The 25,063-nt window shown below is 71.7% G+C and carries 17 protein-coding genes; 16 read left to right on the forward strand and 1 reads right to left on the reverse strand.

Annotation, left to right across the window (positions count from 1 at the left end; all coding sequences use genetic code 11):
• Positions 1-185 precede the first annotated feature (185 nt).
• The 7 genes from IFT79_RS06860 to IFT79_RS06890 all read left to right on the forward strand — a co-directional run bounded on the left by IFT79_RS06860 (position 186) and on the right by IFT79_RS06890 (position 15,022).
• Positions 186-1,550, forward strand: a complete 1,365-nt coding sequence (locus tag IFT79_RS06860; protein ID WP_267658642.1) for a serine/threonine-protein kinase — start codon at positions 186-188, stop codon at positions 1,548-1,550.
• The gene (locus IFT79_RS06865) at positions 1,550-7,354 is read left to right on the forward strand and encodes an Ig-like domain-containing protein (protein WP_192123381.1); all 5,805 of its coding nucleotides are present in this window, start codon (positions 1,550-1,552) and stop codon (positions 7,352-7,354) included. The genes IFT79_RS06860 and IFT79_RS06865 overlap by 1 nt, the downstream gene beginning before the upstream one ends.
• Positions 7,355-7,388: 34 nt before the next feature.
• Positions 7,389-8,360: an AAA family ATPase gene (locus IFT79_RS06870; protein ID WP_056045870.1), complete on the forward strand. Its 972-nt coding sequence runs from the start codon at positions 7,389-7,391 to the stop codon at positions 8,358-8,360.
• Positions 8,357-9,820 carry a DUF58 domain-containing protein gene (locus IFT79_RS06875; protein WP_342211786.1) on the forward strand — a complete coding sequence of 488 codons (1,464 nt, stop codon included), beginning with the start codon at positions 8,357-8,359 and terminating at the stop codon, positions 9,818-9,820. The genes IFT79_RS06870 and IFT79_RS06875 overlap by 4 nt, the downstream gene beginning before the upstream one ends.
• Entirely contained in the window at positions 9,817-12,189 is a 2,373-nt protein-coding gene (locus IFT79_RS06880) for a transglutaminase-like domain-containing protein (protein ID WP_192123383.1), read from the forward strand. The genes IFT79_RS06875 and IFT79_RS06880 overlap by 4 nt, the downstream gene beginning before the upstream one ends.
• A complete protein-coding gene (locus tag IFT79_RS06885) occupies positions 12,189-14,066 on the forward strand; it encodes a zinc-ribbon domain-containing protein (RefSeq protein WP_192123385.1) in 1,878 nt (625 codons plus the stop codon). Before IFT79_RS06880 ends, IFT79_RS06885 begins: the two co-directional genes overlap by 1 nt.
• Positions 14,067-14,161: 95 nt before the next feature.
• The gene (locus tag IFT79_RS06890; RefSeq protein WP_192123387.1) at positions 14,162-15,022 is read left to right on the forward strand and encodes a hypothetical protein; all 861 of its coding nucleotides are present in this window, start codon (positions 14,162-14,164) and stop codon (positions 15,020-15,022) included.
• Here the strand turns inward: IFT79_RS06890 and IFT79_RS06895 are convergent.
• Positions 15,019-16,035, reverse strand: a complete 1,017-nt coding sequence (locus tag IFT79_RS06895) for an asparaginase (protein ID WP_192123389.1) — start codon at positions 16,033-16,035, stop codon at positions 15,019-15,021. The two genes, IFT79_RS06890 and IFT79_RS06895, sit on opposite strands and share 4 nt — an antisense overlap.
• 69 nt (positions 16,036-16,104) lie before the next feature.
• Here IFT79_RS06895 and IFT79_RS06900 point away from each other — a divergent pair, with 69 nt between their 5' ends.
• The 9 genes from IFT79_RS06900 (at position 16,105) to IFT79_RS06940 (ending at position 25,032) form a co-directional block, all read left to right on the forward strand.
• Entirely contained in the window at positions 16,105-16,596 is a 492-nt protein-coding gene (locus IFT79_RS06900; protein ID WP_192123391.1) for an OsmC family protein, read from the forward strand.
• Between the two features lie 74 nt (positions 16,597-16,670).
• Positions 16,671-17,231 (forward strand): FKBP-type peptidyl-prolyl cis-trans isomerase, encoded by a 561-nt coding sequence (locus tag IFT79_RS06905; protein ID WP_056045854.1) that lies wholly within the window; start codon positions 16,671-16,673, stop codon positions 17,229-17,231.
• A 36-nt stretch (positions 17,232-17,267) separates the two neighbouring features.
• Positions 17,268-18,281, forward strand: coding sequence for an FKBP-type peptidyl-prolyl cis-trans isomerase (locus IFT79_RS06910; RefSeq protein WP_192123393.1), 1,014 nt, complete (start codon positions 17,268-17,270; stop codon positions 18,279-18,281).
• Between the two features lie 74 nt (positions 18,282-18,355).
• On the forward strand, positions 18,356-19,432 hold the full coding sequence (gene dxr, locus IFT79_RS06915) for a 1-deoxy-D-xylulose-5-phosphate reductoisomerase (RefSeq protein ID WP_192123395.1): 1,077 nt from the start codon (positions 18,356-18,358) through the stop codon (positions 19,430-19,432).
• An 84-nt stretch (positions 19,433-19,516) separates the two neighbouring features.
• Positions 19,517-20,848, forward strand: a complete 1,332-nt coding sequence (locus IFT79_RS06920) for a M50 family metallopeptidase (RefSeq protein WP_342211787.1) — start codon at positions 19,517-19,519, stop codon at positions 20,846-20,848.
• 80 nt (positions 20,849-20,928) lie between these two features.
• Positions 20,929-22,077 carry a flavodoxin-dependent (E)-4-hydroxy-3-methylbut-2-enyl-diphosphate synthase gene (gene ispG / locus IFT79_RS06925; RefSeq protein ID WP_171007237.1) on the forward strand — a complete coding sequence of 383 codons (1,149 nt, stop codon included), beginning with the start codon at positions 20,929-20,931 and terminating at the stop codon, positions 22,075-22,077.
• 229 nt (positions 22,078-22,306) lie between these two features.
• Entirely contained in the window at positions 22,307-23,230 is a 924-nt protein-coding gene (locus IFT79_RS06930; protein WP_056045848.1) for a MetQ/NlpA family ABC transporter substrate-binding protein, read from the forward strand.
• A gap of 81 nt (positions 23,231-23,311) precedes the next feature.
• Positions 23,312-24,373: a methionine ABC transporter ATP-binding protein gene (locus IFT79_RS06935; protein ID WP_056045846.1), complete on the forward strand. Its 1,062-nt coding sequence runs from the start codon at positions 23,312-23,314 to the stop codon at positions 24,371-24,373.
• On the forward strand, positions 24,373-25,032 hold the full coding sequence (locus IFT79_RS06940) for a methionine ABC transporter permease (protein WP_056045843.1): 660 nt from the start codon (positions 24,373-24,375) through the stop codon (positions 25,030-25,032). Before IFT79_RS06935 ends, IFT79_RS06940 begins: the two co-directional genes overlap by 1 nt.
• The last annotated feature ends 31 nt before the right edge of the window (positions 25,033-25,063 follow it).

A 25,063-nucleotide genomic window follows, 5' to 3' on the forward strand; every position in this document is an offset into this window, starting at 1 on the left:
GGGTCCGTCCACAGGGGGGCCCACGGGCCTCTCGGGCGTCGGGGACCCCCACGTAGAATGGCTGCGGTCGGACCGACGCCGACCTGTTCCGCCCAGCCGACCCGGCATCGATCCCCAGAGGAGGCGACGTGGCTCGACGACTGCCTTCGGCGCCCCCCGTCCTGCCGGGATTCTCGCATGTGCGCGTGCTCGGGTCGGGCGGCTTCGCCGACGTGTTCCTCTACGAACAGAACATGCCGCGCCGGCAGGTCGCGGTGAAGGTCATGCTCAGCGAGGTCGTGAACGACCAGGTCCGCCAGATGTTCCAGGCCGAGGCGAACCTCATGGCCCAGCTGAGTGCCCACCCGTCGATCCTCACGGTGTTCCAGGCCAGCGTCTCGGCCGACGGCCGTCCGTACCTGGTGATGGAACTCTGCTCGTCGTCGTTGAGCGAGCGGTACCGGCGCGACCGCATCCCCGTCGCCGACGTGCTGCGCATCGGCGTCAAGATCGGCAGCGCGGTCGAGACGGCCCACCGGCAGGGCGTCCTGCACCGCGACCTGAAACCGTCGAACATCCTCATGACGGCCTACGGACACCCCGTGCTGTCCGACTTCGGCATCGCCGCGTCCCTCAGCGAGAGCGAGCCGCAGGAGGTCGTCGGCATGTCGATCCCGTGGTCGGCCCCCGAGGTGCTGCTCGACGAGACCAACGGCACCATCGAGTCCGAGGTGTGGTCCCTCGGGGCGACGGTGTACTCGCTGCTCGCGGGCCGGAGCCCCTTCGAGGTCCTCGGCGGCGACAAGAACGGCGCGTCCGACCTGATCGGTCGCATCGACAAGGCCAAGCTCGTGCCGACCGGACGGACGGACGTCCCTCCCACCCTCGAGCGACTGCTCGCGAGGTCCATGTCGCGGCGCCCCGAGAACCGCCAGGCCAGCGTCCTCGAGTTCGTGCGCGAGCTCCAGCAGGTCGAGAGCGAGATCGGCGTCGCGCAGACCCCCATCGAGGTGGCGGTCGACGACTGGGCCCTGGCGACCGTGGCCGACCTCGAGGACAAGACGCGCCTCCGGGGTGTGACCCCCGTGCAGGCCTCGCGGCGTCGCCGCCGGCGCCGGGCGACCGAGGCCCAGGTCCAGGCGCAGCACGGCGGTTCGCTCCAGCAGAGCCGCGCCGTGCCTCGCAGCACGGGTACACGTCCGACGCGGCGTCGGTCGCTGCTCGTCGTGACGTGGGCCCTCGTGGCGGCGTCGGTGGTGGGGATCGGTCTCGCAGCCGCCGCGACGCTGGTGCTCGTCCGCTCGACGTCGACCGACATCCCCCGGGTGGCCGACGTCGCGTCGTCGAGCGACGGCTCCTCGGTGGTCTTCACCTGGAGCGACCCGGGGCTCCGGGCAGGTGACACCTACGTCATCTCGACCGGGGGGCAGACGAGCCAGCAATCCGCCGACCGGTTCGTCGCCACCCCTGCCGACCCGGGTGACGAGGTCTGCATCACCGTCTCCGTGAGCCGCGGTGGTTCGACCGGCCCGGAGAGCAACGAGAACTGCGCGACGGCGGGTCAGGGCTGATGGGGCGGCTGCTCTACTGGGCCTCCCGTCGTCGATCCGCCGTCGTCACCGGGGTCGGAGTGGTCGTGGTGGCCACGCTCGTGACGACCGTCGCCGTGGCCAGCGGTGGCTACGAGGCCCAGCGCGTCGACCTCTCCGACGGAACGGTCTGGGTCGCCAACGGAGAACGCGCCGCGATCGGTCGGGCGAACACCGACGTCCTGCAGCTCAACTCCGCCGTGCGCGGCACCGGTGCCGACCTCTCGGTCGTCCAACGCGAGCAGGACGTCCTGCTCGTGGATCGCAGCAACGCCACGGTCGGTGTCGTCGACACCGCCACGGCCGAGGTGGCCGAGAGCGTCCCGCTCCCGCCCGAATCGCCCGACGTGTCGATCGCCGGGGACCGTGTGCTCGTCGTGTCACAGGGCACGGGGGAGGTCTGGAGCCAACCGCTCTCGGACCTGGCGTCCTTCAGCAACGAGGTCGACCCCGATCTCAGCCTCGGCAAGGGACTGGTCACCGACGTCACGCCCGACGGCCGTGTGGTCGCCTACTCGTCCGACACCGGCAGGGTGTCGATCTTCGACGGAACGGTGTCACCCGACGTCGCCGAGACGCACGACGTGCCCGCCTCGTCGTCCTCCGGGTACCAGGTGGCCTCGGTCGGCGGTCACTGGGCCGTGCTCGATGCCGTCACGGGGGAACTGGTCGTCGACGGACGGCAGGTCGACCTGTCCGACCGGGCCTCGGGCGGGCTCGCCCTGCAGACGGGGTCCGACACGGGCGACGAGGTCCTGGTCGCGACGTCCACCGGCCTCTTGTCCGTGTCGATCGACTCCTCACGGGTCGCCGAGGTCGTCGGCGGACGCGAGGGCAAGCCCGCGCGACCCGTCGTCGTCGGCGACTGCCGCTTCGGCGCCTGGGCGGGCGGGTCGGCGTGGAGCGACTGTGCGTCGGCCCGCGGGGGAGTCCTCGACCTCGACCAGGTCACCGGAGGGGCGAGCCTGGTCTTCGACGTCAACGCGCGCCGGGTCGTGCTCAACGATCCGGCGTCGGGTCGGTCGTGGGCGGTCCAGCGTTCCGGCGAGCTCATCGACAACTGGTCGGACCTCTTCCAAGAGGACCGCGACCAAGAAGAGCAACAGGAGAACGACGACCAGCAACCGCCCGAGCTGGATCTCGACCAGAAACCACCGGTCGCCGTGGACGACGCGCTCGGCGCACGACCCGGTCGAGCGAGCACCCTGCCCGTGCTGCTCAACGACTACGACCCGAACGGCGACCCGCTCGTGATCGACGACGTGTCCGCACTCGACGATGCCGTCGGCCGGATCGACCTCGTCAACGACCGACAACAGGTGCTCCTCACCCTCACCGACTCGGCTTCCGGCACGTTCTCGGTCGACTACACCATCTCCGACGGACGCGGCGGTCAGGCCAGCGCGACGGTCACCCTCACCGTCCGCCAACCGTCGGAGAACTCGCCGCCGCAGCAGGCGCGCAGGACGTCGGCGTCGGTGTCGTCGTCGGGGCGGGTCACCACCTCGGTGCTCGGCGACTGGATCGACCCTGACGGCGACGCCTTCTACCTGACCTCGGCAGGAGGGGCGGCGGGGCTCTCGTACAAGCCCTCGGGGGACGTCGTCTACCAGGACGCCGGTGCGGGCGACGCGACCGTCGAGGTCCCCTTGACGGTCTCGGACGGCCGTGACGAGGGGCGAGGATCGCTCGCGATCACCGTGATGGGGGCAGGGCAGGTGCCCCTCGAAGCCCTGCCCTTCTCGCAGCAGGCCTATGCGGGCCAGCAGCTGACCGTGCGGCCGCTGACCTACGCTCGAGGCGGCACGGGCACCGTCAAGCTGAACAGCGTCCCGGCGAAGGCCGACGTCACCGTCACGCCGAACTACGAACAGGGCACGTTCCGGTTCCTCAGCGACGTGCCCGGGACCCACCTGCTCGAGTACACCGTGACGGACGGCGACCAGACGGCGACCGGCACGGTCAGGGTGGACGTCCAATCCCCTCCGGACGCGGGCACACCGCCCGTCACGACGCCCAAGACGATCTTCGTCGAGACGTTGGGCACGCAGACGCTCGACGTCGTCGCGACCGATCGTGACCCGGCCAACAACGTCCTCATGCTCACGGCGACCGATGCCGTGCCCGCCGCGTCCGGGGTCAGGGTCGAGACCCTCGATCAGCGCTACGCCCGCATCACGCTCGCGGCCCCGCTCGACGACGGGCCGGTCACCTTCGGCTACACCGTCAGCAACGGCCTCGCCTCCGCGCCCGGCACCGTGACGGTGGTCGAGATCCCGCGCCGGGCGATCACCCAGCCGCCGATCGCGACCGACGACCAGGTGACCGTCCGGGTGGGGGACTCCATCGACATCGACGTCCTCGCCAACGACGAGCAGCCCGACGGCGACGAGTTGACGCTGGTGCCGCGACTCGAGAGGGACGTCCCGGCCGGCAGCGGGTTGCTCTTTGCGTCGGGTAACCGTCTCCGGTACCTGGCCCCCACCACCCCGGGCAACGTCACGGCGACCTACACCGTCGAGGGCCCCGACGGGCAGCGGGCCTCGGCCCAGGTCGCCATCGCGGTCCGCGAGGTCGACGCGGGCAGCAACGCCGCCCCCGCGCCCCAGTCGGTGACGGCGCGCGTCGTCGCAGGCGAGACCGTGCGCATCGGCGTCCCGCTCGACGGCATCGATCCCGACGGCGACTCGGTCCAGCTGCTCGGGGTGGGCACGAACCCCGAGAAGGGCAGCGTGTCGACCGTCGGCACCGACTACGTCGAGTACCAGGCGAACGCCAGCTCGGCGGGCACCGACAGCTTCACCTACGCGGTCGTGGACGGCTTGGGTGCCCGGGCCACGGGCACTGTCCGTGTGGGGATCTCGACCCGCGCCGACGGATCGCGCAACCCGATCGCCGTCGCGGACGCCGTGACGATGCGACCCGGGGGTTCAATCACGGTCCGGGTGCTCGACAACGACTCCGACCCCGACGGGGGCGCGTTGTCGGTCGACGCCGTCGAGCCGAACGGCGAGGGCGTCGTCGCGAAGGTCGTGTCGGGGACGATGGTGTCGGTGACGCCCCCCGAGACCCCCGGGACGTACGGCCTCGTCTACACGGTGTCGAACGAGCGCGGCGGGCAGAGCTCGACCTTCGTCACCGTGACCGTCGACCCCGACGCACCGTTGAACTACCCGCTCGCCGACGACACGGTGCTCGGACTCAGCGACATCGCCGGTCGGCAGACCGTGACGGTCAACCCCCTGACCAACGTGTTCTTCTCGGACGGCAGCACGTCGCAGCTCGACCTCGGACTGGCCCCGGGATTCGGCTCGACGGCCGAGGTGACGCCGAACTCACGCGTGACCGTCCGCATCACCGACTCGAGCCAGATCGTCCCGTTCTCGGTCTCGAGGAAGGACGACCCGGGCGTCCGCTCCTACGCGTTCATCGTCGTGCCCGGTTTCGACGACGCCCTTCCGCAGGTCGACCGGACGGTCCGTCCGATCACGGTCGAGAGCGAGAAGGCCGTCACGATCGACCTCGACCGTTACGTGATCTCCGCCGGCACCAACGGAGTCAGACTGACCGACCCCGCGACGGTCCGGGCGACGAACTCGAACGGCGACGACCTCGTGGTCGACGACACGACCCTCCGGTTCACGTCCGCCGACCTGTTCTCGGGTACGGCCTCGATCTCGTTCCAGGTGACCGACGGTCGCTCGGCCGACGACCCGGACGGTCGGACGGCGTCGCTCGTGCTGCCCATCACGGTGACGTCGCGAGAGAACCAGCCACCCGTCTTCAACGGCACCTCGATCGACCTCGAACCGGGCCAGTCCCGCACGCTCGACCTCGCTCGGCTCACCACGTACCCCTATCCGGACGACGTCGACGAGCTCCGGTACTCGGTCGAACAGGGCGGCGTCGCGGGCGTCGGCTTCGACCTGTCCGGGTCTAAGCTCACCGTCTCGGCCGAGGCCGGCACCGCGAAGGGGACGAGCAGGTCGCTCCCCGTCGCCGTCAGCGATGCCCTCAACCCGGGCCGGAGCGGTGCCGTCACCGTGTCGGTCGTGGGATCGACCCGCCCGCTCGCTCAACCGGCCGCCGATCGTGCCGTCGTCAAGCGCGGGGCCTCGACCTCGGTCGACGTGTTGCAGAACGACCAGGCGACCAATCCCTTCCCCGGGCAGGCGCTGCGGGTGGTGGCCATCCGTGGGCTGAACGGGTCGAGCGTGCCGGCAGGCGTCTCGATCACGCCGAGCGGTGACAACCGGAGTCTCGCCGTCTCGGTCGCGGCTTCCGCGGCCCCCGGCGACACGAACCTCCAGTACCAGGTCGCCGACGTCACGGACGACCCCGACCGATACGTCTGGGGCACCGTCACCATCAGCGTGCAGGACGTCTCGAACGCCCCCAATGCCCCGGTCCGAACGGGCACCTTCACGGGGGGACAGCTCACCCTGAGCTACACGGCTCCCGCGGCCAACAACTCGCCGCTGACCGGCTACCGTCTGACCGGGGCGGGTTCGGCCGGGGGCTCGTACTCCAAGGCCTGCGGGCTGGCGACGGTCTGCACCCTGACCGACCTGCCCGCGGGCCAGCGGTTTTCCTTCACGGTCGTCGCCACCAACGGCGTCGGGGACTCCGCTGCATCGGCGCCGAGTCCCGCTTACAGCGCCGACTACGTGCCCGCCGCACCCACGGGCCTGAGCGCGACTGCGGTGCCGTCGGGCCAGGGCGACACCCGGATCACGTGGACGGACTCGCCGGATCCCCGGCCGGGCTCCGCGATCCAGTCGTACGTCGTCGAATGGTCCGGGCCCACGACGGGATTCCAGACCGTTCGCCGTGGGGTGCAGCAGAGCGTCATCCCCGGCCTCGTCCCGAACCAGAACTACACGGTGAATGTCTTCGCGAAGAACGACGCCGACGTCGACAGCGAGGCGGCGTGGGCCCGGGCGTCCCTGACGCGGGTGGTACCCGTCGGGAGCCCCGGGGTACCCCAGGTCACGGCCACTCCCGTGAGCGGCGGCGTGCAGATCACCTGGACGCCGTCGACCGCGAACGGCGGATCGGCTCCCACGTACCGGGTGGTCCGCGTCGCCGGCTCGGACGGGCCGGTGTCCTGCGACACCCCGGGTGACCCCGTTCCCCTCGCCGGCGGGGGAGCGACGGACTCGTCCGCAGAGGACGGCGTCACCTACCTCTACGTCGTGAAGGCGGACAACGGCACCTTCTGTTCCGCGGGTTCGGGTCGCACCACGGCACTCAAGGCCCCCGGTGCTGCTCGCGCGACCGTGGCGTCGATCGAGAACGGTGGGGGACGCTTCGACGTCAGGGTCTCCGCGACCGACGTGGTGTCGGGTACGGCAGCCCGATTCGAGTGGTCGCAGAACGGGCAGACGGGTTGGCAGCCCCTGGCCGCCGACGGCTTCGTCTCCACCGGGGGATACGGCACCGAACTCCAGGTCTACGTCCGAGGCTGTCGAGACGCTTCCGAGACGTTCTGTGGCGCCGCGTCCGATCGTCAGGCCGCGACGCCCGTGACGGTGCGGCCCGTCATCGTCTCGTGCGTCCCCGGCGAACCCCTCGTGGTCAACCCGCCGTCGAACGGTAACCTCGACTTCTCAGCGACGGTCGAGTTCAACGTGTCGCCCCTCATCCTGGACAACTGGCAGTCGGGAGACAGGAACGGCGCGTACACGACGACGTCCCGGGTCGATCCCTCGGCGACGGAGGTCCGCATCCGCGGGACGGTCGACGGCAAGACCGACAGCGGCTACGCACGGGTCACCTGCGGCTGAAGCCCATGAACGACACATCGAGGAACGAAGACACATGAGCATGACCCCCGAGCAGGCGACCTGGTTCTCCGACATCTTCGGGCGACTGGTGGCCAACGTCGACCAGGTGCTGCTGGGCAAGACCTTCGTCGTGCGGCTGTCGTTCACGGCTCTGCTGAGCGAGGGGCATCTGCTGCTCGAGGACTTCCCGGGCACGGGCAAGACCTCGCTCGCCCGCGCGATCGCCCAGAGCGTCCAGGGCTCGAGCAACCGCGTGCAGTTCACCCCCGACCTCCTGCCCGGCGACATCACAGGCGTCAGCATCTACGACCAGAAGGCCGGTGGGTTCGAGTTCCACCGCGGGCCGATCTTCTCCAACATCGTCCTCGCCGACGAGATCAACCGCGCCAGCCCCAAGACGCAGTCCGCCCTCCTCGAGGTGATGGAAGAGAGCCGCGTGACGGTGGACGGCGTCAGCCACCCCGTGGGTTCGCCGTTCATGGTGATCGCCACCCAGAATCCGGTCGAGCAGGCCGGCACCTACCGTCTTCCCGAGGCCCAGCTCGACCGGTTCATCATGAAGACCTCGATCGGCTACCCCGACCACGCGGCGACCGTCCGCATCCTCGAGGGCTCCGCCACGAGGGTCCACGAGGGCAGCCTCAACCCGATCGTCCAGGCCGGGGTCATCACCGAGATGGCGCAACTCGCCCGCACCGTGCACGTCGAGCCCACCATCAGTGACTACGTCGCCCGGCTCGTCGACGGGACGCGCACGGCCCAGGAGGTCCGTCTCGGTGTGAGCGTCCGCGGTGCGCTGGCCCTCGTCCGTTCGGCCAAGACCTACGCGGCGTCCCTCGGTCGTCACTACGTGATCCCGGACGACGTCAAGTCGCTCGCCGAGCCCGTGCTCGCCCACCGTCTCGTGCTCGACCCCGAAGCGGAGTTCGACGGGGTCACGCCGTCCAGCGTCGTGAGCCAGCTGCTCATCGAGACGGCGCCACCCGCCGAGCGGGTAGCCGTGTGAGCGAGCGTCCCCGAGGCACCGACCGGGCCGCCCGGCCCGCGCCGGGGTCGACCGTGGACGGGTCCCGCGCCGGCCGGACACGACCGCGGGTCGGCACCCGTGGCGCCGACCAGCGATTCGATTCCGCGTTCTCGACGGGAACGCAAGGACTGACGAACGCCCGGACCCGGATCGTCGGCGACCGTACCGGCATCGGAGCGGACCTGCTCGTCCTGCTGGTCAGGACGACGCGTGGGGCTCGCCGTTCCGTCCGCCGGGCGTTCACCAGCGCCTCCTCGGTGGTCACGCCCTTCGGGTGGTCGATGCTCGTCGCCGCACCGGTCGGGCTGCTCGTCGGCTACCTGCTCGGCTGGACCGAGCTCGTGGTGGTCGGCTTCGCCGCGATCGTCCTGCTGCTCGTCGCAGGGCTCGCTCTCGTCGGACGGAACACCGTCCGCATCACGCTCGAGATCCCGCACGAGCGCGTGGCCGTCGGCGCCCCGGCGGCCGGCACCGTGCGGGTGCGCAACGCGAGCGCCCGCCGCATCCTCGGAGTGTCCGTCGAGGTCCCCGTCGGTCCGGGTCTCGCCGAGATCGGCCTGCCGAGCCTCCGATCGGGAGACGAGGTCGCCGAGTCGTTCGACCTGCCCACCACGCGACGCGGCGTCGTGGCCGTGGGTCCGGTCAGCACCGTGCGAGGCGACCCGGTCGGCCTCGCCCGACGCGAGATCGAGTGGACCGGCGTCACCGAGGTGTTCGTGCACCCTCGCACCATCGGCATCCCGAGCACGAGCACGGGTCTCATCCGTGACCTCGAGGGCAACCCGACGCGTGACCTCTCGCCCAGCGACATCTCGTTCCACGCCCTGCGCGAGTACCAGCCGGGCGACGAACGACGGAACATCCACTGGAAGTCGACCGCCAAGACGGGCACCTACATGGTGCGGCAGTTCGAGGAGAGCCGGCGCAGCCACCTGGTCATCGCGCTGAGCCTCGCGGCCGGTGACTTCGCCAACGACGACGAGTTCGAACTGGCCGTCAGCGTCGCGGGTTCTCTCGGTGCCCGCGCCATCCGTGACGCGCGTGAGGTCAGCGTCGTCGTCGGCGAGACCACCCCCGAGTTCGCCAAGCGGAAGAACCTCGAGATCCGCTCCCTGAGCACGCTGACCCGGAACCGCCTGCTCGACGAACTCGCGGTCGTCACGTCGGCGGAGTCGGCGCTGGCCATCACCGACGTCGCGCGGGTGGCGGGTGATCAGGTCGTGGGGATCTCGGTGGCGTTCCTCGTCGTCGGGTCCACGACGACGGTCACCGAGATGCGCGCCGCAGCCCTGCAGTTCCCCCTGGGGGTGGAGGCGGTGGCGATCGTGTGCGACCCCGAGACGGTCCCCGGCATGAGGCGCATCGCCGATCTCACCGTGCTGACCATCGGGTTCCTCGAGGACCTGCAGAAGTCGCTCGCCCGAACGGCGAGCGCATGAGCGTCGTCGACGGGGTCCGGACGCCCGCGGGGCCCGCGGCGCCTGCTCCGCGCGCACGGTCCCGCGCGCGGCCGTCACGACTGCGAGCCCCGTTCGTCGCCTGGGTCGTCGCGTTGTTCGCGGCCTCGCTCGGCGCCGCCACCGTGACCTTCTGGCCGGTGTACGAGAGCGCCGCCTTCGTCGTGCTCGTCGTCGTCGCCTTCGCCGTCGGCGTGGTCATCGCGCTGGGCACCGCCGCCCTCCGGCTGTCGAGCGTGTGGGTGTTCGCGGCGACGATCGTGGCGTACCTGTTGCTCGGGGTGCCGCTCGCCGTGCCGTCGCAAGCCTTCGGCGGCGTGCTGCCCACGGGTCGGGGCCTCCTGACGTTGGTCTCGGCGACCGCTCTCGGCTGGAAGCAGCTCGTCACCATCGCCTTGCCGGTGGGCAGCTACGAGGCCCTGCTGGTGCCGGTCTTCGCGCTGGTCCTCGTCGGCACGGTCGTCGGCCTGTCCGTCGCGCTCCGCAGCCGACGCGGAGAACTCGCCGTCGTCGTTCCCGTCGTCGTCTGGATCGCGGCGATCGTGCTCGGTCCGGGCGAGGCCTGGTGGCCCCGCGTCACCGGTCTCGCCGTGTTGGTGACGGTGGTCGCCTGGGTCGTCTGGTGGCGCCTCCGTCGACGTCGCCTCGCGCTCGGGGCCCTCACCACCCGTGCTGTCACGACGTCTGCCGGGCACCGCCCGGTGGCCGTCCGTGCCGTCGTCGGCGCGTTCGCCACGCTGGCCGTCGCAGGGACGGCCGGCACGGTCGCCGTCGCCGCGATCCCGCCGGTCACCGCGCGGACCGTGGCCCGCACGGTGGTCGAGCAACCGTTCGATCCGCGGGACCACGTCAGCCCGCTCAGCGGCTTCCGGGCGTACGAACAGGAGCCCACCGTCGACCAGGCGCTCCTCACGGTCTCGGGCCTCCGCGACGGTCAGCGACTGCGGGTGGCGACGCTCGACACCTACGACGGTGTCGTCTACAGCGTCGGCAGCGGCGAGGTCGACAGCGCCTCCGGGTTCTTCACCCGCGTGCCGTCCGACGTCGACCAATCCCGGGTCGACGGGCAGGCGACCGCGGTGGACGTCACGATCGGTGCCTACGGCGACCTCTGGCTCCCCACCGTCGGCCGACTCGAGTCCGTCTCGTTCGGCGGACCCACGGCGGATGCCCGGCGGGACGCGTTCTTCTACAACGACCTCACGGGTACGGCGGCCGTCCTCGGCGGACTGCGACAGGGCGATTCGTACCGACTGGACGCGGTCGAGCCCCGCCAGCCCGGCGACGACGAGCTCGACGCGCTCACACCGGGGACCGCCACCGTGCCGACGCCGCGGGACGTGCCGGACGAGCTCACCTCCTCGCTCGAGGAGGACGTCGCCGGGGTCCAGGGCCCCGGGGCGCGCCTCCGGGCGGCGCTGAGCGCCCTGCGCGAGGACGGCTACGTGAGCCACGGCGTCACCGCCGACGAACCCGTCAGCCGATCCGGGCACGGTGCGGACCGCATCGCCCAGCTCTTCACCGACCCCGTCATGATCGGCGACGCCGAGCAGTACGCGACGGCCGCCGCGCTGATGGCCGACCGGCTGGGGTTCCCCGCGAGGGTCGTCATGGGATTCGCCCCCGAGACGGACGGTGGCCCCGTCGACGTCACGGGGTCCAGCGTGACCGCCTGGATCGAGGTCGACACCGCCCAGTACGGCTGGGTGGCGCTCGACCCGAACCCGGCCGAACGTCCCATCCCCGAGGACCAGGTGCAGGACCCGACGCAGATCTCCCGGCCCGAGTCCGTCGTCCAGCCCCCACCCCAGGACCCTCAGATGCGGGACGACCAGACGCCGCCGCAGTCCGAGCAGGACGATCCCGAGACCCCTCCGGCCTGGTTGGCCATCGTCCTGGCGGTCGTGCGGGTCGTCGGCTGGAGCGCCCTCGTCGCCGGTCTGCTCGCGGCCCCGTTCGTGACGGTCGTGGTCCTCAAGGCGCAGCGGCGTCGTCGCCGCCGGACGGCGACGAGTCCCTCCGACCGCATCAGCGGCGGCTGGCACGAGTTCCAGGACGCCGTGGTCGACCACGGCATCCGCACCCCGCCCGCGGCGACCCGGAGCGAGGTCGCCGCCGTCGTCGGTGGCTCGCGTCCCGCGGTGCTCGCCCGGGTGGCGGACCGTGCGGTGTTCTCGCCGAACCCGCCCGCGGAGTCCGACGCCGACCGCGTCTGGACGGCCGTCGCCGAGATGAGACACGCCCTCGGCGTCGGGCTCACGAGGCGGCAGCGGTTCGCCGCGGCGGTCTCGCTCCGATCTTTGCGTGGTTACCATGGGCGCACCCCTCCCGAGCGACAGAGGAACGACTGATGTACTGCCCCACCTGTGCCAGCCCCCTGCCCGTCGGCGCGATGTTCTGCGGCGAATGCGGTCGGGCGGTCTCGAGCGCAGACCTCGCGGCTGCCCGACGTCGGGCCGACGCCGCCGCCGAGCACGTCGACGCCACCAGTGCGCCCGACCTGCCCGAGGCTCCTCCGCGTGCGACCTCGCACCCCCGCCGCAGCGATGCGCAACCCCCGTGGTGGGTGCGCGACCGTCAGGCCGACACCGGCGTGCCCGGGGTCGAGGTCGAGCCGACCCGTGTCGATCACGCGCGGTCCGAAGCGCCCGCGTCGGCTCCCGAGCCCCCGGTGTGGCCGGTCGACGATCGAACCGTCGTGTCCACGGGCGAGGACGACCGCCCGACGGCCTCCGAGGAGGCGCGGGCCGAGTCCCCGAGGACCCCTGACCCCGGCAGTCCCGCCGTCCCCGACGGCCCCGTCGGGGCCCTCGCGACGCCGCCACCCGAGACGGTCGGATCGCCCACACCGCTCCGAATGCCCTCCGAGCACCCCGACAACGGGCCCCGCCCCTCGTCCGCCCCGCTCTGGACGGCGTCGTTGACGCCTCTCGCATCGGACGAGTCCTCTCCCGACGTGGTGGTCGCCGTCGAACCCCTCTCCGCCGAGGCGCCCCACGGACGTCGAGACGACGACGGCGAGGTCCGGTCAGGCGAGGTCGAGACGTCCACCGCCCCTGACGGAACCCGGCCGGTCGAGAACGACCACACCGAGGGCGCGACCGACCCCGAGGCGACGGTGATGCCGGACGAGTCCGCTCCCTCGTCCGACTCCTCCTCCGAGGTCGTCCCCGGCGACCGGGTCGCGCCTCCTGCGGGCCCGCCGCCTCTCGTGCGGCCGACGGCCGACGGGCCGCGGGACGGCGACACCGCCCCGGTGGCCGCCCTCGGCCGTGACCTCCGCCCGCCGGTCCCGAGCGGGTCCCGGCCCGCCCTCCCCGACTCCGACCGCCCCGAGCCCGTACCGCTCGTCGAGCCCGCACCGCTCGTGGACCCCGTACCGCTCGTCGAACCGGGCTCCGCCGTCGTCCCCGAACGGTGCACGCACTGTGGCGCACCCATCGACGAGGACGACATCTTCTGCGGCGAATGCGGTGCGGTCGTGCAGTCGGTCGCCTTGTCGTTCACGGGGCCTGTCGTCCCGCTCCCGCCCGAATGGCGACCCGACGACGAGTCCGTCCTCCGCCGTCGTCCCGCCACACAGGACCGTGAGGGCGCCGGATCGGGCTCCGACGACGCCGGGACCTCTCCGGACGGCCCGGGCTCCGGCGACGACGTACCCGTCCGAGACGGCGCCGACGACCGGCAGGACGACACGCCACGCCCGGCACCCGAACCGATCGACCACGTCCCGGGATTCCGCGCCGAACGACCGGCGGCGACTGCGACGCCGAGCGTCGCCGACGTCCCCCCTGCTCCCACGTCGTCGTCGGCTCCGTCCTGGCGCCCGCGTCGGGCGCCCGTCGACCTGACCGACGACGCCGACGTCGACGAGACCCGGATCGTCCGTCGTGGCGCACTCGGGACCGAGTACGTGCTGCAGTTCAGCACCGGTGAGAGCATCACGGTCGACGGGACCGGCCTCGTCGGCCGTGCACCGACGCCCCAGCCGGGGGAGCGCTTCGACCAGCTCGTCCGCATCGTCGATCCCGGCAAGTCCGTGTCGAAGACGCATCTGGAGTTCGGTCAGGAGGCCGGAGCCCTCTGGGTCAGCGACCGGTGGTCCGGCAACGGGACGGTCGTCCGTCCTCGTGACCTCCCGCCCCGCCGTGCCGATCCCGGAGTCCGCGTCCGCGTGACGCGTGGCACCCGGGTCGAGATCGGCGAGCAGTTCTTCGTCGTGGTCTGACCCACGGCTCCTCCCCACGCGGCAGGGTGGTCGGTCCTTCCCCCGACCCGACCACCCGGTACCCGCCGCGGCCGGTGCTCCGCTCCACTGGAGTCATGAACTCCTCGACCACCGCGGCGTCACCGGTCCTGCCGTCCCGCGTCCGGCTGCCGTCCGGGCCGGCCAGACCCCGCCCGACGGCGACGCCCGTGGCGGCGATGTCGACGGGTGCCGTCGTGTCCGCGTGCGGTGCTCTCGTCCCGTGGACCGCGCCGCCTGCCGTCCTCGGGCTCTCGCTCGCGACGGCTCTCGCGGTCCTCGTCGGCTGGGCCGTCGACCGTGTCGTCGGGGCGACGCTCACGGCACGGCGCGAACGGTCGAGGTTCCTGGCCGCCCTCGACGACGTCGACGAGGTCGTCGCGCGCCTCCGGGCGGTGCGGTCGCGTGAGCTGGCCGACTGGTACCCGACGGCCGATCGGCTCGACGAGTGCGACGTCGCACGTCGTCCGACCCGGGTGCTGGTGCTCGGGGTGGGTCGCGCCTCCAGCGGGCTCGTCCTCGAGGGGCGTCCCGAGGACGACCTCGAGCCGGGCGACCCGGTCGCCGAACGTCTGGCACGCCTCCGGGCCGAGGCGGCCACCCTCGACGAGGCTCCGCTGTGCGTGCCCCTCTCGTCGGCCGTGAGGGTCGTCGGTCCACCCGTGGTGGCCGAGGCCGTGGCGTCGGGCCTCCGCCGTCAGCTCCGGGCCGCAGGGGCATCGTCGGTCGACGCGGCCGCGGCGATCGACTGCGTGGTGGTCCGGGCGCCGACCTCGGGCGGGGCCCGGCCCGAGGCCGAGCCACCCCCGGTCGACACCGTCGTCGTGATCGGTCAGGACGGAGGAGCGACGGTCACCTTCAAGGACGGCCGGCCGTGCCGACAGAGCCTGCGGGTCGCCTTCGTGTCGGTGCTCGACGACGTCGCGCGGTGCGCCTAGCGGTCGACCCCGCTGCCCAGGCGGATGCGGCCCACCAGGCCGTCACCGCCGGTGACCTTCTCGAGCGTGCGCTCGACGACGCGAGCGGCGGCGGCGGCGTCGACGGCCCCCTCGTCGACCAGGAGGCGCAGCGCGACCAGGGTGCCGGCCCTCACGTTCCCGTCGAGCACCTTCACGGCCACCGCGACGCCGTCGGTCGTGCCCATCACCATGACGCCCTCGGCGCCGAGCTTGGCCAGCACGCCCAGCTCGTCGATCGTCACCGTGTTGGCTCGACCGGGGCCGTCGATCGCCCAGGCGTCGCCCAGGACGGCCTCGACGAGATGCGCGGCGTGGCCGTCGCGTCCCGGCCCGGTCGCGCCGACCGACCCGGTGATGCGCGCGATCGCCCGGGCCAGGCCGACCACGGTGGTCGCGATCACCGGGGCACCGCAGCCGTCGACGCCGGAGTGGTCAGCGGCCTCGCCGGTGAACTCGGCGACCGTCGCGCGCACCGCGGCCTGCAGGGGGTGGTCGGTGGCGACGTAGCGGGACGGGTCCCAGTCGTTCTCGGCACAGGCGAGGAGGAACGCGGCGTGCTTGCCCGAGCAGTTCATCGCGAGCCGGCGCGGCGCGGTGGCCTCGCGGGCGCTGGCCCGGTCACCGGGCCAGTCCGGCGGGCAGAGGAGGTCGTCCTCGGTGCTGCCCGACCGGCCGAGCAACGCCTCGACCACCTCGAGGTGGGCCGGCGTGCCCGCGTGGCTCGCCGTGGCCAGCACCGCCTGGGGACCGTCGAGGGAGACCCCCGACCGCAGCACCGTGAGCGCTTGCAACGGCTTGAGGCACGAGCGCGGGTAGATGGTCGCGTCGGCGTCCCCGATCCGACGCAGTTCGCGTCCGTCGGCGTCCACGACGACACCGGCTCCGAGGTGACGGCTCTCGTCCCAACCCGAGCGCTCGAGCACGGCCAGCTCGACGCTGGCCGAGGCGGTCAGGGGGTGACGGGAGGGCGCGGCGGGGCGGGGGTCGGTCATGATGGGGAGTGTACCGAGGCCCGCCACGCGACCACGTCGCACCGACGAGGGGCCCGAGAGGGAGGCAGCATGCTCGACCACGACTACGCCGTCGACGTCCGTTGGACGGGCGACCGGGGCGAGGGCACGACCTCGTACCGTTCGTACGGCCGCGACGCCACGATCGTCGCCACCGGCAAGCAGCACGACGTCCTGGCGTCGGCCGACCGCACCTTCCACGGTGACGCGGACCGCTGGAACCCCGAGGAGCTGCTGCTCGCCGCACTGGCGCAGTGCCACCTGCTCAGCTACCTGCACGTCGCCGCGGCCGCCGGGGTGGTCGTGGTCGCGTACGAGGACGCCGCCGTGGGACGGATGACCCAGACGCACGACGGCGGTGGTCGCTTCACCTCGGTGACCCTGCGGCCCCGGGTGACCGTCGCCGACGACGACATGGTCGAGCGCGCCCTCGAGCTGCACGCCGAGGCGAGCCGCAAGTGCTTCATCGCCGCGTCGGTCGCCTTCCCGGTCGATCACGAGCCCACCGTCGTGGCGGTGTCCAGAGAAGCCGACCCGGCGTGAGGCAGAATGGCACGGCACCTCCGCCGCGCCGAGCCCCACGGCACGACCCCCGTCACCCCGACCGAGAGATCCCCATGCGCCGTTCCCTCGCCCTCCTGGCCGTCCCCGCCCTCCTCCTGTCGCTCGCGGCCTGTGCCGGTGACGCCGGCGGGTCCTCCGATGCGGCGACGCCGAGCAGCTCGTCGCAGGCGACCTCCGACGTCCCGTTGCGCGCCTCCGGCGAGCCCCAGGCCCCGCAGGACGGGTTCCCGACGGTCGAGCTCGACGCCGACGGCCGCCCGACGGTGACCGTCCCCGACGCGGACGCTCCGACCGAACTCGGTGTCGAGACCCTGATCAAGGGCGACGGAGCCACGGTCCAGGCCGGTGACACCGTCACCGTCCAGTACCAGGGCGTCATCTGGAACACCGGCGAGATCTTCGACGAGAGCTGGTCGCGCGGTGCACCGGCCACCTTCTCGACCGACCAGGTCATCACCGGCTTCGCGGACGGCATGGTCGGGCAGACCGTCGGATCGCAGACCGTCGTCGTCATCCCGCCGGCCGACGGTTACGGCGAGGCCGGCGCCCCGCAGGCCGGCATCTCGGGCACCGACACGCTCGTCTTCGTCATCGACATCCTCGCCGTCTCCTAGTCGACCGTCGCCGCCGACCCCCGAGACGACTCCCCGATGATCCGCACCGCGCCTCCTCGTCCGTCCGCCCGTGTCCGCCGTGGACGGTTCGCCGCCGTGGCGGCCGTTCCGCTCGTCGCCCTCGTGCTGAGCGGTTGTACGGGTGGTTCCGACCAGCCGTCTCCCACGGCGAGCGGCGCGACCGGCGACTGCAAGGCGCCGACGTCGGGGGCGCTGTCCGACGGCGTCGACGTCACGGGCGAGGTCGAGAGCAAGCCCGAGGTCGTCTTCGACACCCCGCTCGAGGTCCCGTCGACCCAGCGCACCACCCTGGTCGAGGGCAGCGGCGAGGTCGCCGGGCAGGGCGCCGTGGCCAACGTCCGCATCGCGGTCTACGACGCGACCACCGGGGCCGAGGTCACCTCGGCCGGTTTCGACGAGGGCCAGCAGCCCACGCAGCTCACGGTGAGCACCGACTACTACGTGCCGGGCATCGTCGACGCGATCGCCTGCGTGCCCTCGGGCAGCCGCACGGTGACCGTCGCCTCGGCGGCCGACATGACGACCGCGACCGCGGGGGAGCAGGCGGCCGCACCCACGCCCGTGGTGATCGTCGCGGACGTCGTCTCGATCGTGCCGACCAAGGCGACGGGCGAGGCCCAGCCCCCGAAGGACGGTTTCCCGACGGTCGAGCTCGCCGACGACGGTCGGCCCACCGTGACGATCCCGCCCGGCACCGAACCGCCGTCCGACCTGCAGATCGAGGTCCTGAAGAAGGGCGACGGCCCCGTCGTCCCCGACCCCGCGAACGTCACCGTCCAGTACCAGGGCGTGAACTGGACCACCGGCGAGGTCTTCGACCAGAGTTGGGGCAAGGGAACGCCGACACCGTTCTCGACCGACCAGGTCGTGCCCGGATTCGCCAAGGCCATGATCGGTCAGACGGTCGGCTCGCAGGTCGTGGTGATCATCCCGCCCGCCGAGGGCTACGGCGAGGCCGGTCAACCGTCGGCCGGCATCGGGGGCACCGACACGCTCGTCTTCGTCATCGACATCCTCTCCGTCGCCTAGCCCCCGGCCCGTCCGACCACGGCTCGCCTCGCGGCGGTGGGCGGCCCCGACGACGCTCGCCCTAGGCTGATCCCATGCGTCGCATCACGATCCTCGGCTCCACCGGTTCGATCGGGGTCCAGGCCCTCGACGTCGTCCGGGCCCACCCCGACCTCTTCGAGGTCGTCGGCCTCTCCGCCGGTTCCGACCGCGAGGGCGTGGCCGCGCAGGCCGCCGAGTTCGGAGTCGAGCACACGGCGCTCGGCACCGACGAGTCGGTGCAGCTCGTCCGCGACGTCCGGGCCGACGTCGTCCTGAACGGCATCACGGGCTCGGTCGGCCTCGCGCCGACCCTCGCCGCCCTCGACTCGGGGGCGTCGCTCGCCCTGGCCAACAAGGAGAGCCTGATCGTCGGAGGCGATCTCGTGACGAAGCGCGCCGCCCCCGGCCAGATCGTGCCGGTCGACTCCGAGCACTCGGCGATCGCGCAGGCGCTGCGGTCGGGCTCCGACCGCGAGGTGCGTCGGCTCGTCCTGACGGCGTCGGGTGGGCCGTTCCGCGGTCGCACACGGGAATCGCTGGCCGACGTCACCCCGCGCGAAGCGCTCGCGCACCCCACCTGGGACATGGGCCTGGTGGTGACGACGAACTCGTCGACCCTCGTCAACAAGGGGCTCGAGGTGATCGAGGCGCACCTGCTCTTCGACGTCGACTACGACCACATCGACGTCACGGTGCACCCGCAGTCGATCGTCCACTCGATGGTCGAGTTCGTCGACGGCTCGACCATCGCCCAGGCCTCGCCTCCCGACATGCGCCTCCCGATCTCGCTCGGGCTCGCCTGGCCGGACCGCGTCGCGGGCGTGGGGGTCCCGCTCGACTGGACCCGCGCCTCCACCTGGACGTTCGAGCCCCTCGACGAACAGGCCTTCCCGGCCGTGCGACTCGCCAAGCAGGTCGGGCGCGCGGGGGGGACGTACCCGGCCGTCTTCAACGCGGCCAACGAGCAGGCCGTCCTGGCGTTCCACGCGGGACGCGTCGGGTACCTCGACATCCTCGACGTGGTCGAGGCCGTCGTCGACCGGCACACCGCGGGCGAGAGCAGCCTCGAGGGCGTGCTCGAGGCCGAACGCTGGGCCCGTGCCGAGGCGGACGCGATGCTGGCCCGCTGAGCCCGCCGCCCCAGTTCGGGGCTCCCAGCGTCGTCATGGCCCCGGCGCGGTGGACGTCCGGGCACGGGCGGCTACCCTTGCCCGGTGCAGACGATCCTCCTCTTCGTGCTCGGCGTCCTGGTCATGGTCGTCGGGCTGGCCGTGTCGATCGCCCTGCACGAGGTGGGCCACCTCGTGCCGGCGAAGAAGTTCGGCGTGAAGGTCGGCCAGTACATGATCGGCTTCGGGCCGACCGTCTTCTCGCGCAAGAAGGGCGAGACCGAGTACGGCGTCAAGGCCCTGCCGCTCGGCGGCTACATCTCGATGTCGGGCATGTTCCCCCCGGGAAGGACCGGGGGAGGCGCGCGCCAGTCGAGCACCGGCTTCTTCAACACCCTCGTGCAGGACGCCCGGACGGCCAGCGCCGAGACCGTCGACGAGGGCGACGAGTCGCGCACCTTCTACCGTCTGCCCGTGTACAAGCGCGTCATCATCATGCTCGGCGGCCCGTTCATGAACCTGCTCATCGCGATCGTCCTGTTCGCGGTGCTGCTCTGCGGCTTCGGCGTCCAGCAGGCGAGCACGACGGTCGGCAGCGTCAGCACCTGCGTCCTGCCCGCCGGCTCCACCGAGACGAGCTGCCCCTCGGACGCGCCCGAGGCCCCGGCCTACGCCGCGGGCATGCTGAACGGCGACCGCATCGTGTCGATCGACGGGACGACCGTGACCGACGGCGACCAGATCACGGGCATCCTGCAGCGTTCTCCCGGCGACACCCTCGACGTCGTGGTCGATCGCGACGGCACCGAGCGCACGCTCCAGGTGACTCCGGCCCTGTCCGAGCGCTACGTGACGACGTCGAGCGGGGCCGTGGCGACGAACCCCGACGGCAGCTCCCAGACGCAGGAGGTCGGTTTCGTCGGCATCGGGTTCGCCTACGAGAAGGTGCGCGAGCCCGTGACGGCCGTGCTGCCGGCGGTCGGCGACAACATCTCGCACGTCGTCGGTGTCATCGTCACCCTGCCGCAGCGTCTGGTCGGGGTGGCCCAGGCCGCCTTCGGCGGGGCCGAGCGCGACCCGAACGGACCGGTCAGCGTCGTCGGCGTCGGTCGCATGGCGGGCGAGATCGCCAGCCTCGACACGATCCCGGTGGTCGACCGCATCAGCACCCTCGTCGGGCTGCTCGCGAGCCTCAACGTCGCCCTCTTCGTGTTCAACCTGGTGCCGCTGATGCCGCTCGACGGCGGTCACGTGGCCGGGGCCCTGATCGAGGCGATCCGCCGCGGCTTCGCCAAGCTCCTCCGCCGGCCCGACCCGGGCCCGGTCGACACGGCCAAGGCCATCCCCGTGACCTTCGCCATCGTGATCCTCCTCGGCGGCATGACCGTCCTGCTCACCTACGCCGACATCGTGAACCCGATCGACATCTTCGGCTGACGTCCGGTCGCGAGCGACCCGTGACGCACCGGTCACGCGTCCGTCACTCGGCGTCCAGCGCCGAGGTTTACGATGACTCCGTGCCAGCAGTCAATCTCGGAATGCCGAAGGTCCCCGAAGTCCTCGCCCCGCGCCGCAAGACGCGGCAGATCAAGGTCGGCAAGGTGCTCGTGGGTGGCGACGCCCCCGTCAGCGTGCAGTCGATGACCACGACTCCGACCCCCAACATCAACGCCACCCTGCAGCAGATCGCCGAGCTCACGGCCAGCGGCTGCGACATCGTGCGCGTCGCCGTGCCGAGCCGTGACGACGCCGAGGCCCTTCCGATCATCGCGAAGAAGAGCCAGATCCCGGTCATCGCCGACATCCACTTCCAGCCCAACTACGTCTACCAGGCGATCGACGCCGGGTGCGCGGCGGTCCGGGTCAACCCCGGCAACATCCGCAAGTTCGACGACCAGGTCGGCAAGATCGCCGCCGCGGCGAAGGCCGCCGGCGTCTCGATCCGCATCGGCGTCAACGCCGGCTCGCTCGAGCCCAGCATCCTGCAGAAGTACGGCAAGGCCACCCCCGAGGCGCTCGTCGAGTCCGCCGTGTGGGAGGCCTCGCTCTTCGAGGAGCACGACTTCCACGACTTCAAGATCTCGGTCAAGCACAACGACCCGATCGTCATGGTCAAGGCGTACCGCCAGCTCGCCGAACGCGGCGACTGGCCCCTGCACCTCGGCGTGACCGAGGCCGGGCCCGAGTTCCAGGGCACGATCAAGTCGGCCACGGCCTTCGGCATCCTGCTGAGCGAGGGCATCGGCGACACCATCCGCGTCAGCCTCAGTGCCCCGCCCGCCCAAGAGGTCAAGGTCGGCCTGCAGATCCTGCAGTCGCTCAACCTGCGCGAGCGCAAGCTCGAGATCGTCAGCTGCCCGAGCTGCGGTCGCGCCCAGGTCGACGTCTACAAGCTGGCCAACGACGTCACCGACGGGCTCGAGGGCATGACCGTCCCGCTGCGCGTCGCCGTCATGGGCTGTGTCGTCAACGGTCCTGGCGAGGCCCGCGAGGCCGACCTCGGCGTCGCCTCGGGCAACGGCAAGGGTCAGATCTTCGTCAAGGGCGAGGTCATCAAGACCGTTCCCGAGTCCGAGATCGTCCAGACCCTCATCGACGAGGCGAACCGTCTCGCTGCCGAGATGCCCCCCGGCGAGCTGGGCTCGCCCGAGGTCGTCACCGTCTGACCGGGTCCACCCCGGGGGCGACGCGACCCCGTCAGGAGGCGCGGTGCGAGATCTCTCGCACCGCGCCTCCTTCGTGTGGTCGCGTCCGCGGCCGGGCCGACGGGGCCGTGTGTCGTCGTGTGACGCCCCGATGTGACGCGCCCCGGGGCGTCCGCCAGCATGGACGACGCACCGTGACGGCCCCGGCCCACCCCCGAGCGGTGCTCCCGCAGCGCCCCGAGAGGAACCCATGACCAGCAGCGCCCCCCTGATCGACGCCCCCAAGAAGGGCCCCGGTCGTCTGATCGCCGTCATCGTCGCGGTCGTCGTCGTGCTCGCCGCCGTCGGCATCGCGATCGGAGTCACCCGTGGCGGTGGCGACGACGAGACCGTCCGCATCGGCGTCGTGGGCGCGAGCGACCCGTACTGGGCCGACTTCGTGCAGGCCGCGGCCGACGAGGGCATCACGGTCGACCTCGTGGACTACTCGGACTACGAGCAGCCCAACCCCGCCCTCGCCGACGGCGAGATCGACCTGAACCAGTTCCAGCACATCGTCTACCTCGCGCAGTACGACGTGGCATCCGGCAACGACATCGTGCCGATCGGTTCGACGGCGATCTACCCCCTGCCCCTGTACTCGTCGAAGTACACCGAGCTGAGCGACTTCCAGGAGGGTGACACCATCGCGATCCCCGACGACTCGAGCAACCTGGCCCGCGCCCTGCTCGTCCTGCAGTCGAACGGCCTGGTCTCGCTGAAGGACGGCGGGACGATCTTCTCGGGCGTCAACGACGTCGACGAGTCGAAGTCGAAGGTGAAGGTCGCGACGGTGAGCGCCGACCTCGCCGCCACGTCACTGCCCGACTACGCCGGTGCGATCATCAACAACGACTTCGCGACGAAGGCCGGTCTGTCGACCGACGACGTCATCGCCCAGGACGACCCCAACGACCCCTCGTCGGTGCCCTACGCCAACGTCTTCGCCGCCCGGGCGGAAGACAAGGACGACGCCACCTACCAGAAGCTCGTCCAGATCTACCAGGACACCAAGGCCGTCACCGACGGCGTCGTCGACAACTCGGGTGGCACGGCGATCATCACGAAGATCCCCGCGAGCGACCTCGAGAAGTCGCTGACCGAGACCGAGAAGCTCGTCGAACAGAACGGCTGACCCACCAGGTCGCCACCCCGGCCCGGACCGCGCGCAGCATCCGCTCGCGGTCCGGGCCTCCGCCCGTGCCGAGGAGAACGCGTGCCCGCCATCACCCTGACCGACGTCGTCAAGACGTACCCGCCCCGTGAGAAGGGCGCCGCACCGCTGACCGCGGTCGACGGCGTCAGCCTCGAGATCGCCGAGGGCGAGATCTTCGGCATCATCGGCTACTCGGGCGCGGGGAAGAGCACCCTCGTCCGCCTCGTCAACGCCCTCGAGCCCACGACGAGCGGGAGCATCCGCGTCGACGGCCGCGAGATCACCGGCCTCCGTGAGCGCGAACTGCGCTCGGTCCGGGCCGGCATCGGCATGATCTTCCAGCAGTTCAACCTGTTCTCGTCGAAGACGGTCTGGGGCAACGTCGAGTTCCCGCTCAAGGCGGCGGGGGTACCCAGGGACGAGCACCAGCGGCGGATCAGCGACCTGCTGCACTTCGTCGGCCTCGGCGACAAGGCCCACGCGCGGCCGGACCAGCTCTCGGGTGGTCAGAAGCAGCGCGTCGGCATCGCCCGCGCGCTCGCGACGAATCCCCGCATCCTGCTCGCCGACGAGGCGACGAGCGCCCTCGACCCCGAGACGACCAGCGAGGTGCTCGCCCTGCTCAAACGCGTCAACGCCGAGCTCGGCATCACCATCGTCGTGATCACCCACGAGATGGACGTCATCAAGTCGATCGCCGACCGGGTGGCCGTGATGGACTCCGGCCGCGTCGTCGAGACAGGCCCCACCTTCGAGGTGTTCTCCGACCCGAAGCAGGCGTCGACCAAACGGTTCGTCTCGACGGTCATCGCGGGCACGCCGCACGGTGACGAACTCGATGCGCTGCGGGCCCGCCACCCCGGCGTCCTGGTGTCGGTGCGCATCGCCGAGGGTGGCGTCGACCAGCGCGACGTCTTCGCGCTGCTCGCGCGTCACGGCCTGTCGTTCGAGATCGTCTTCGGCGGCGTGAACGACATCCAGGGACGCACGTTCGGCACCCTGACCCTCGCCGTGACCGGCGACGACGCGGCCGTCCGAGCGGCCGTCGCCGAGCTGGGCGACGACGCGACCGAACTGCCCACCTCGCCGACGACGTCGGTCCGACCCACGGAAGGACGCTGATGGACTCCCTGATCGAACTGCAGCCGATGCTGTGGCAGGCGGCCGTCGAGACCGTCTACATCGTCGCCCTGACCCTCCTCTTCGGCGGCATCGGCGGACTCCTGCTCGGCTTGGCGCTCTACCTGACGCGGGGCGGAGCCCTCTTCGCGAACCGCGTCGTCTACGGCGTGCTGAACGTGGTCGTCAACGTGTTCCGACCGATCCCGTTCATCATCTTCCTGGCCGCGGCCCAGCCGTTGGCGAGGTTCGTCATCGGGTCGGGCAGCGGCAACCCGGCCATCATCTTCACCCTGTCGCTCGCCGCGTCGTTCGCCATCTCGCGCATCGTGGAACAGAACCTGCTCACCGTGCAGCCGGGCGTCATCGAGGCCGCACGGGCGGCGGGGGCCGGCCCGGCCCGCATCATCGGAACGGTGCTGCTGCCGGAGGCGCTCGGACCGCTCGTCCTCGGCTACACGTTCATCTTCGTCGCGCTGGTCGACATGTCGGCGGTGGCCGGCTACATCGGCGGCGGCGGGCTCGGCAACTTCGCCCTGCTCTACGGCTACCGGCAGTTCGACCCGGTCGTGACCTGGGCCGCGGTGCTGCTGATCATCGTGCTGGTGCAGCTCGTCCAGTTCCTGGGCAACTGGCTGGCGAGGCGCGCGCTCCGGCGATGAGGCGCGGTGCCCGGGGGCACGGGAGCTGTCG

Source organism: Frigoribacterium sp. CFBP 8759, from assembly GCF_014841655.1.
Lineage (GTDB): Bacteria > Actinomycetota > Actinomycetes > Actinomycetales > Microbacteriaceae > Frigoribacterium.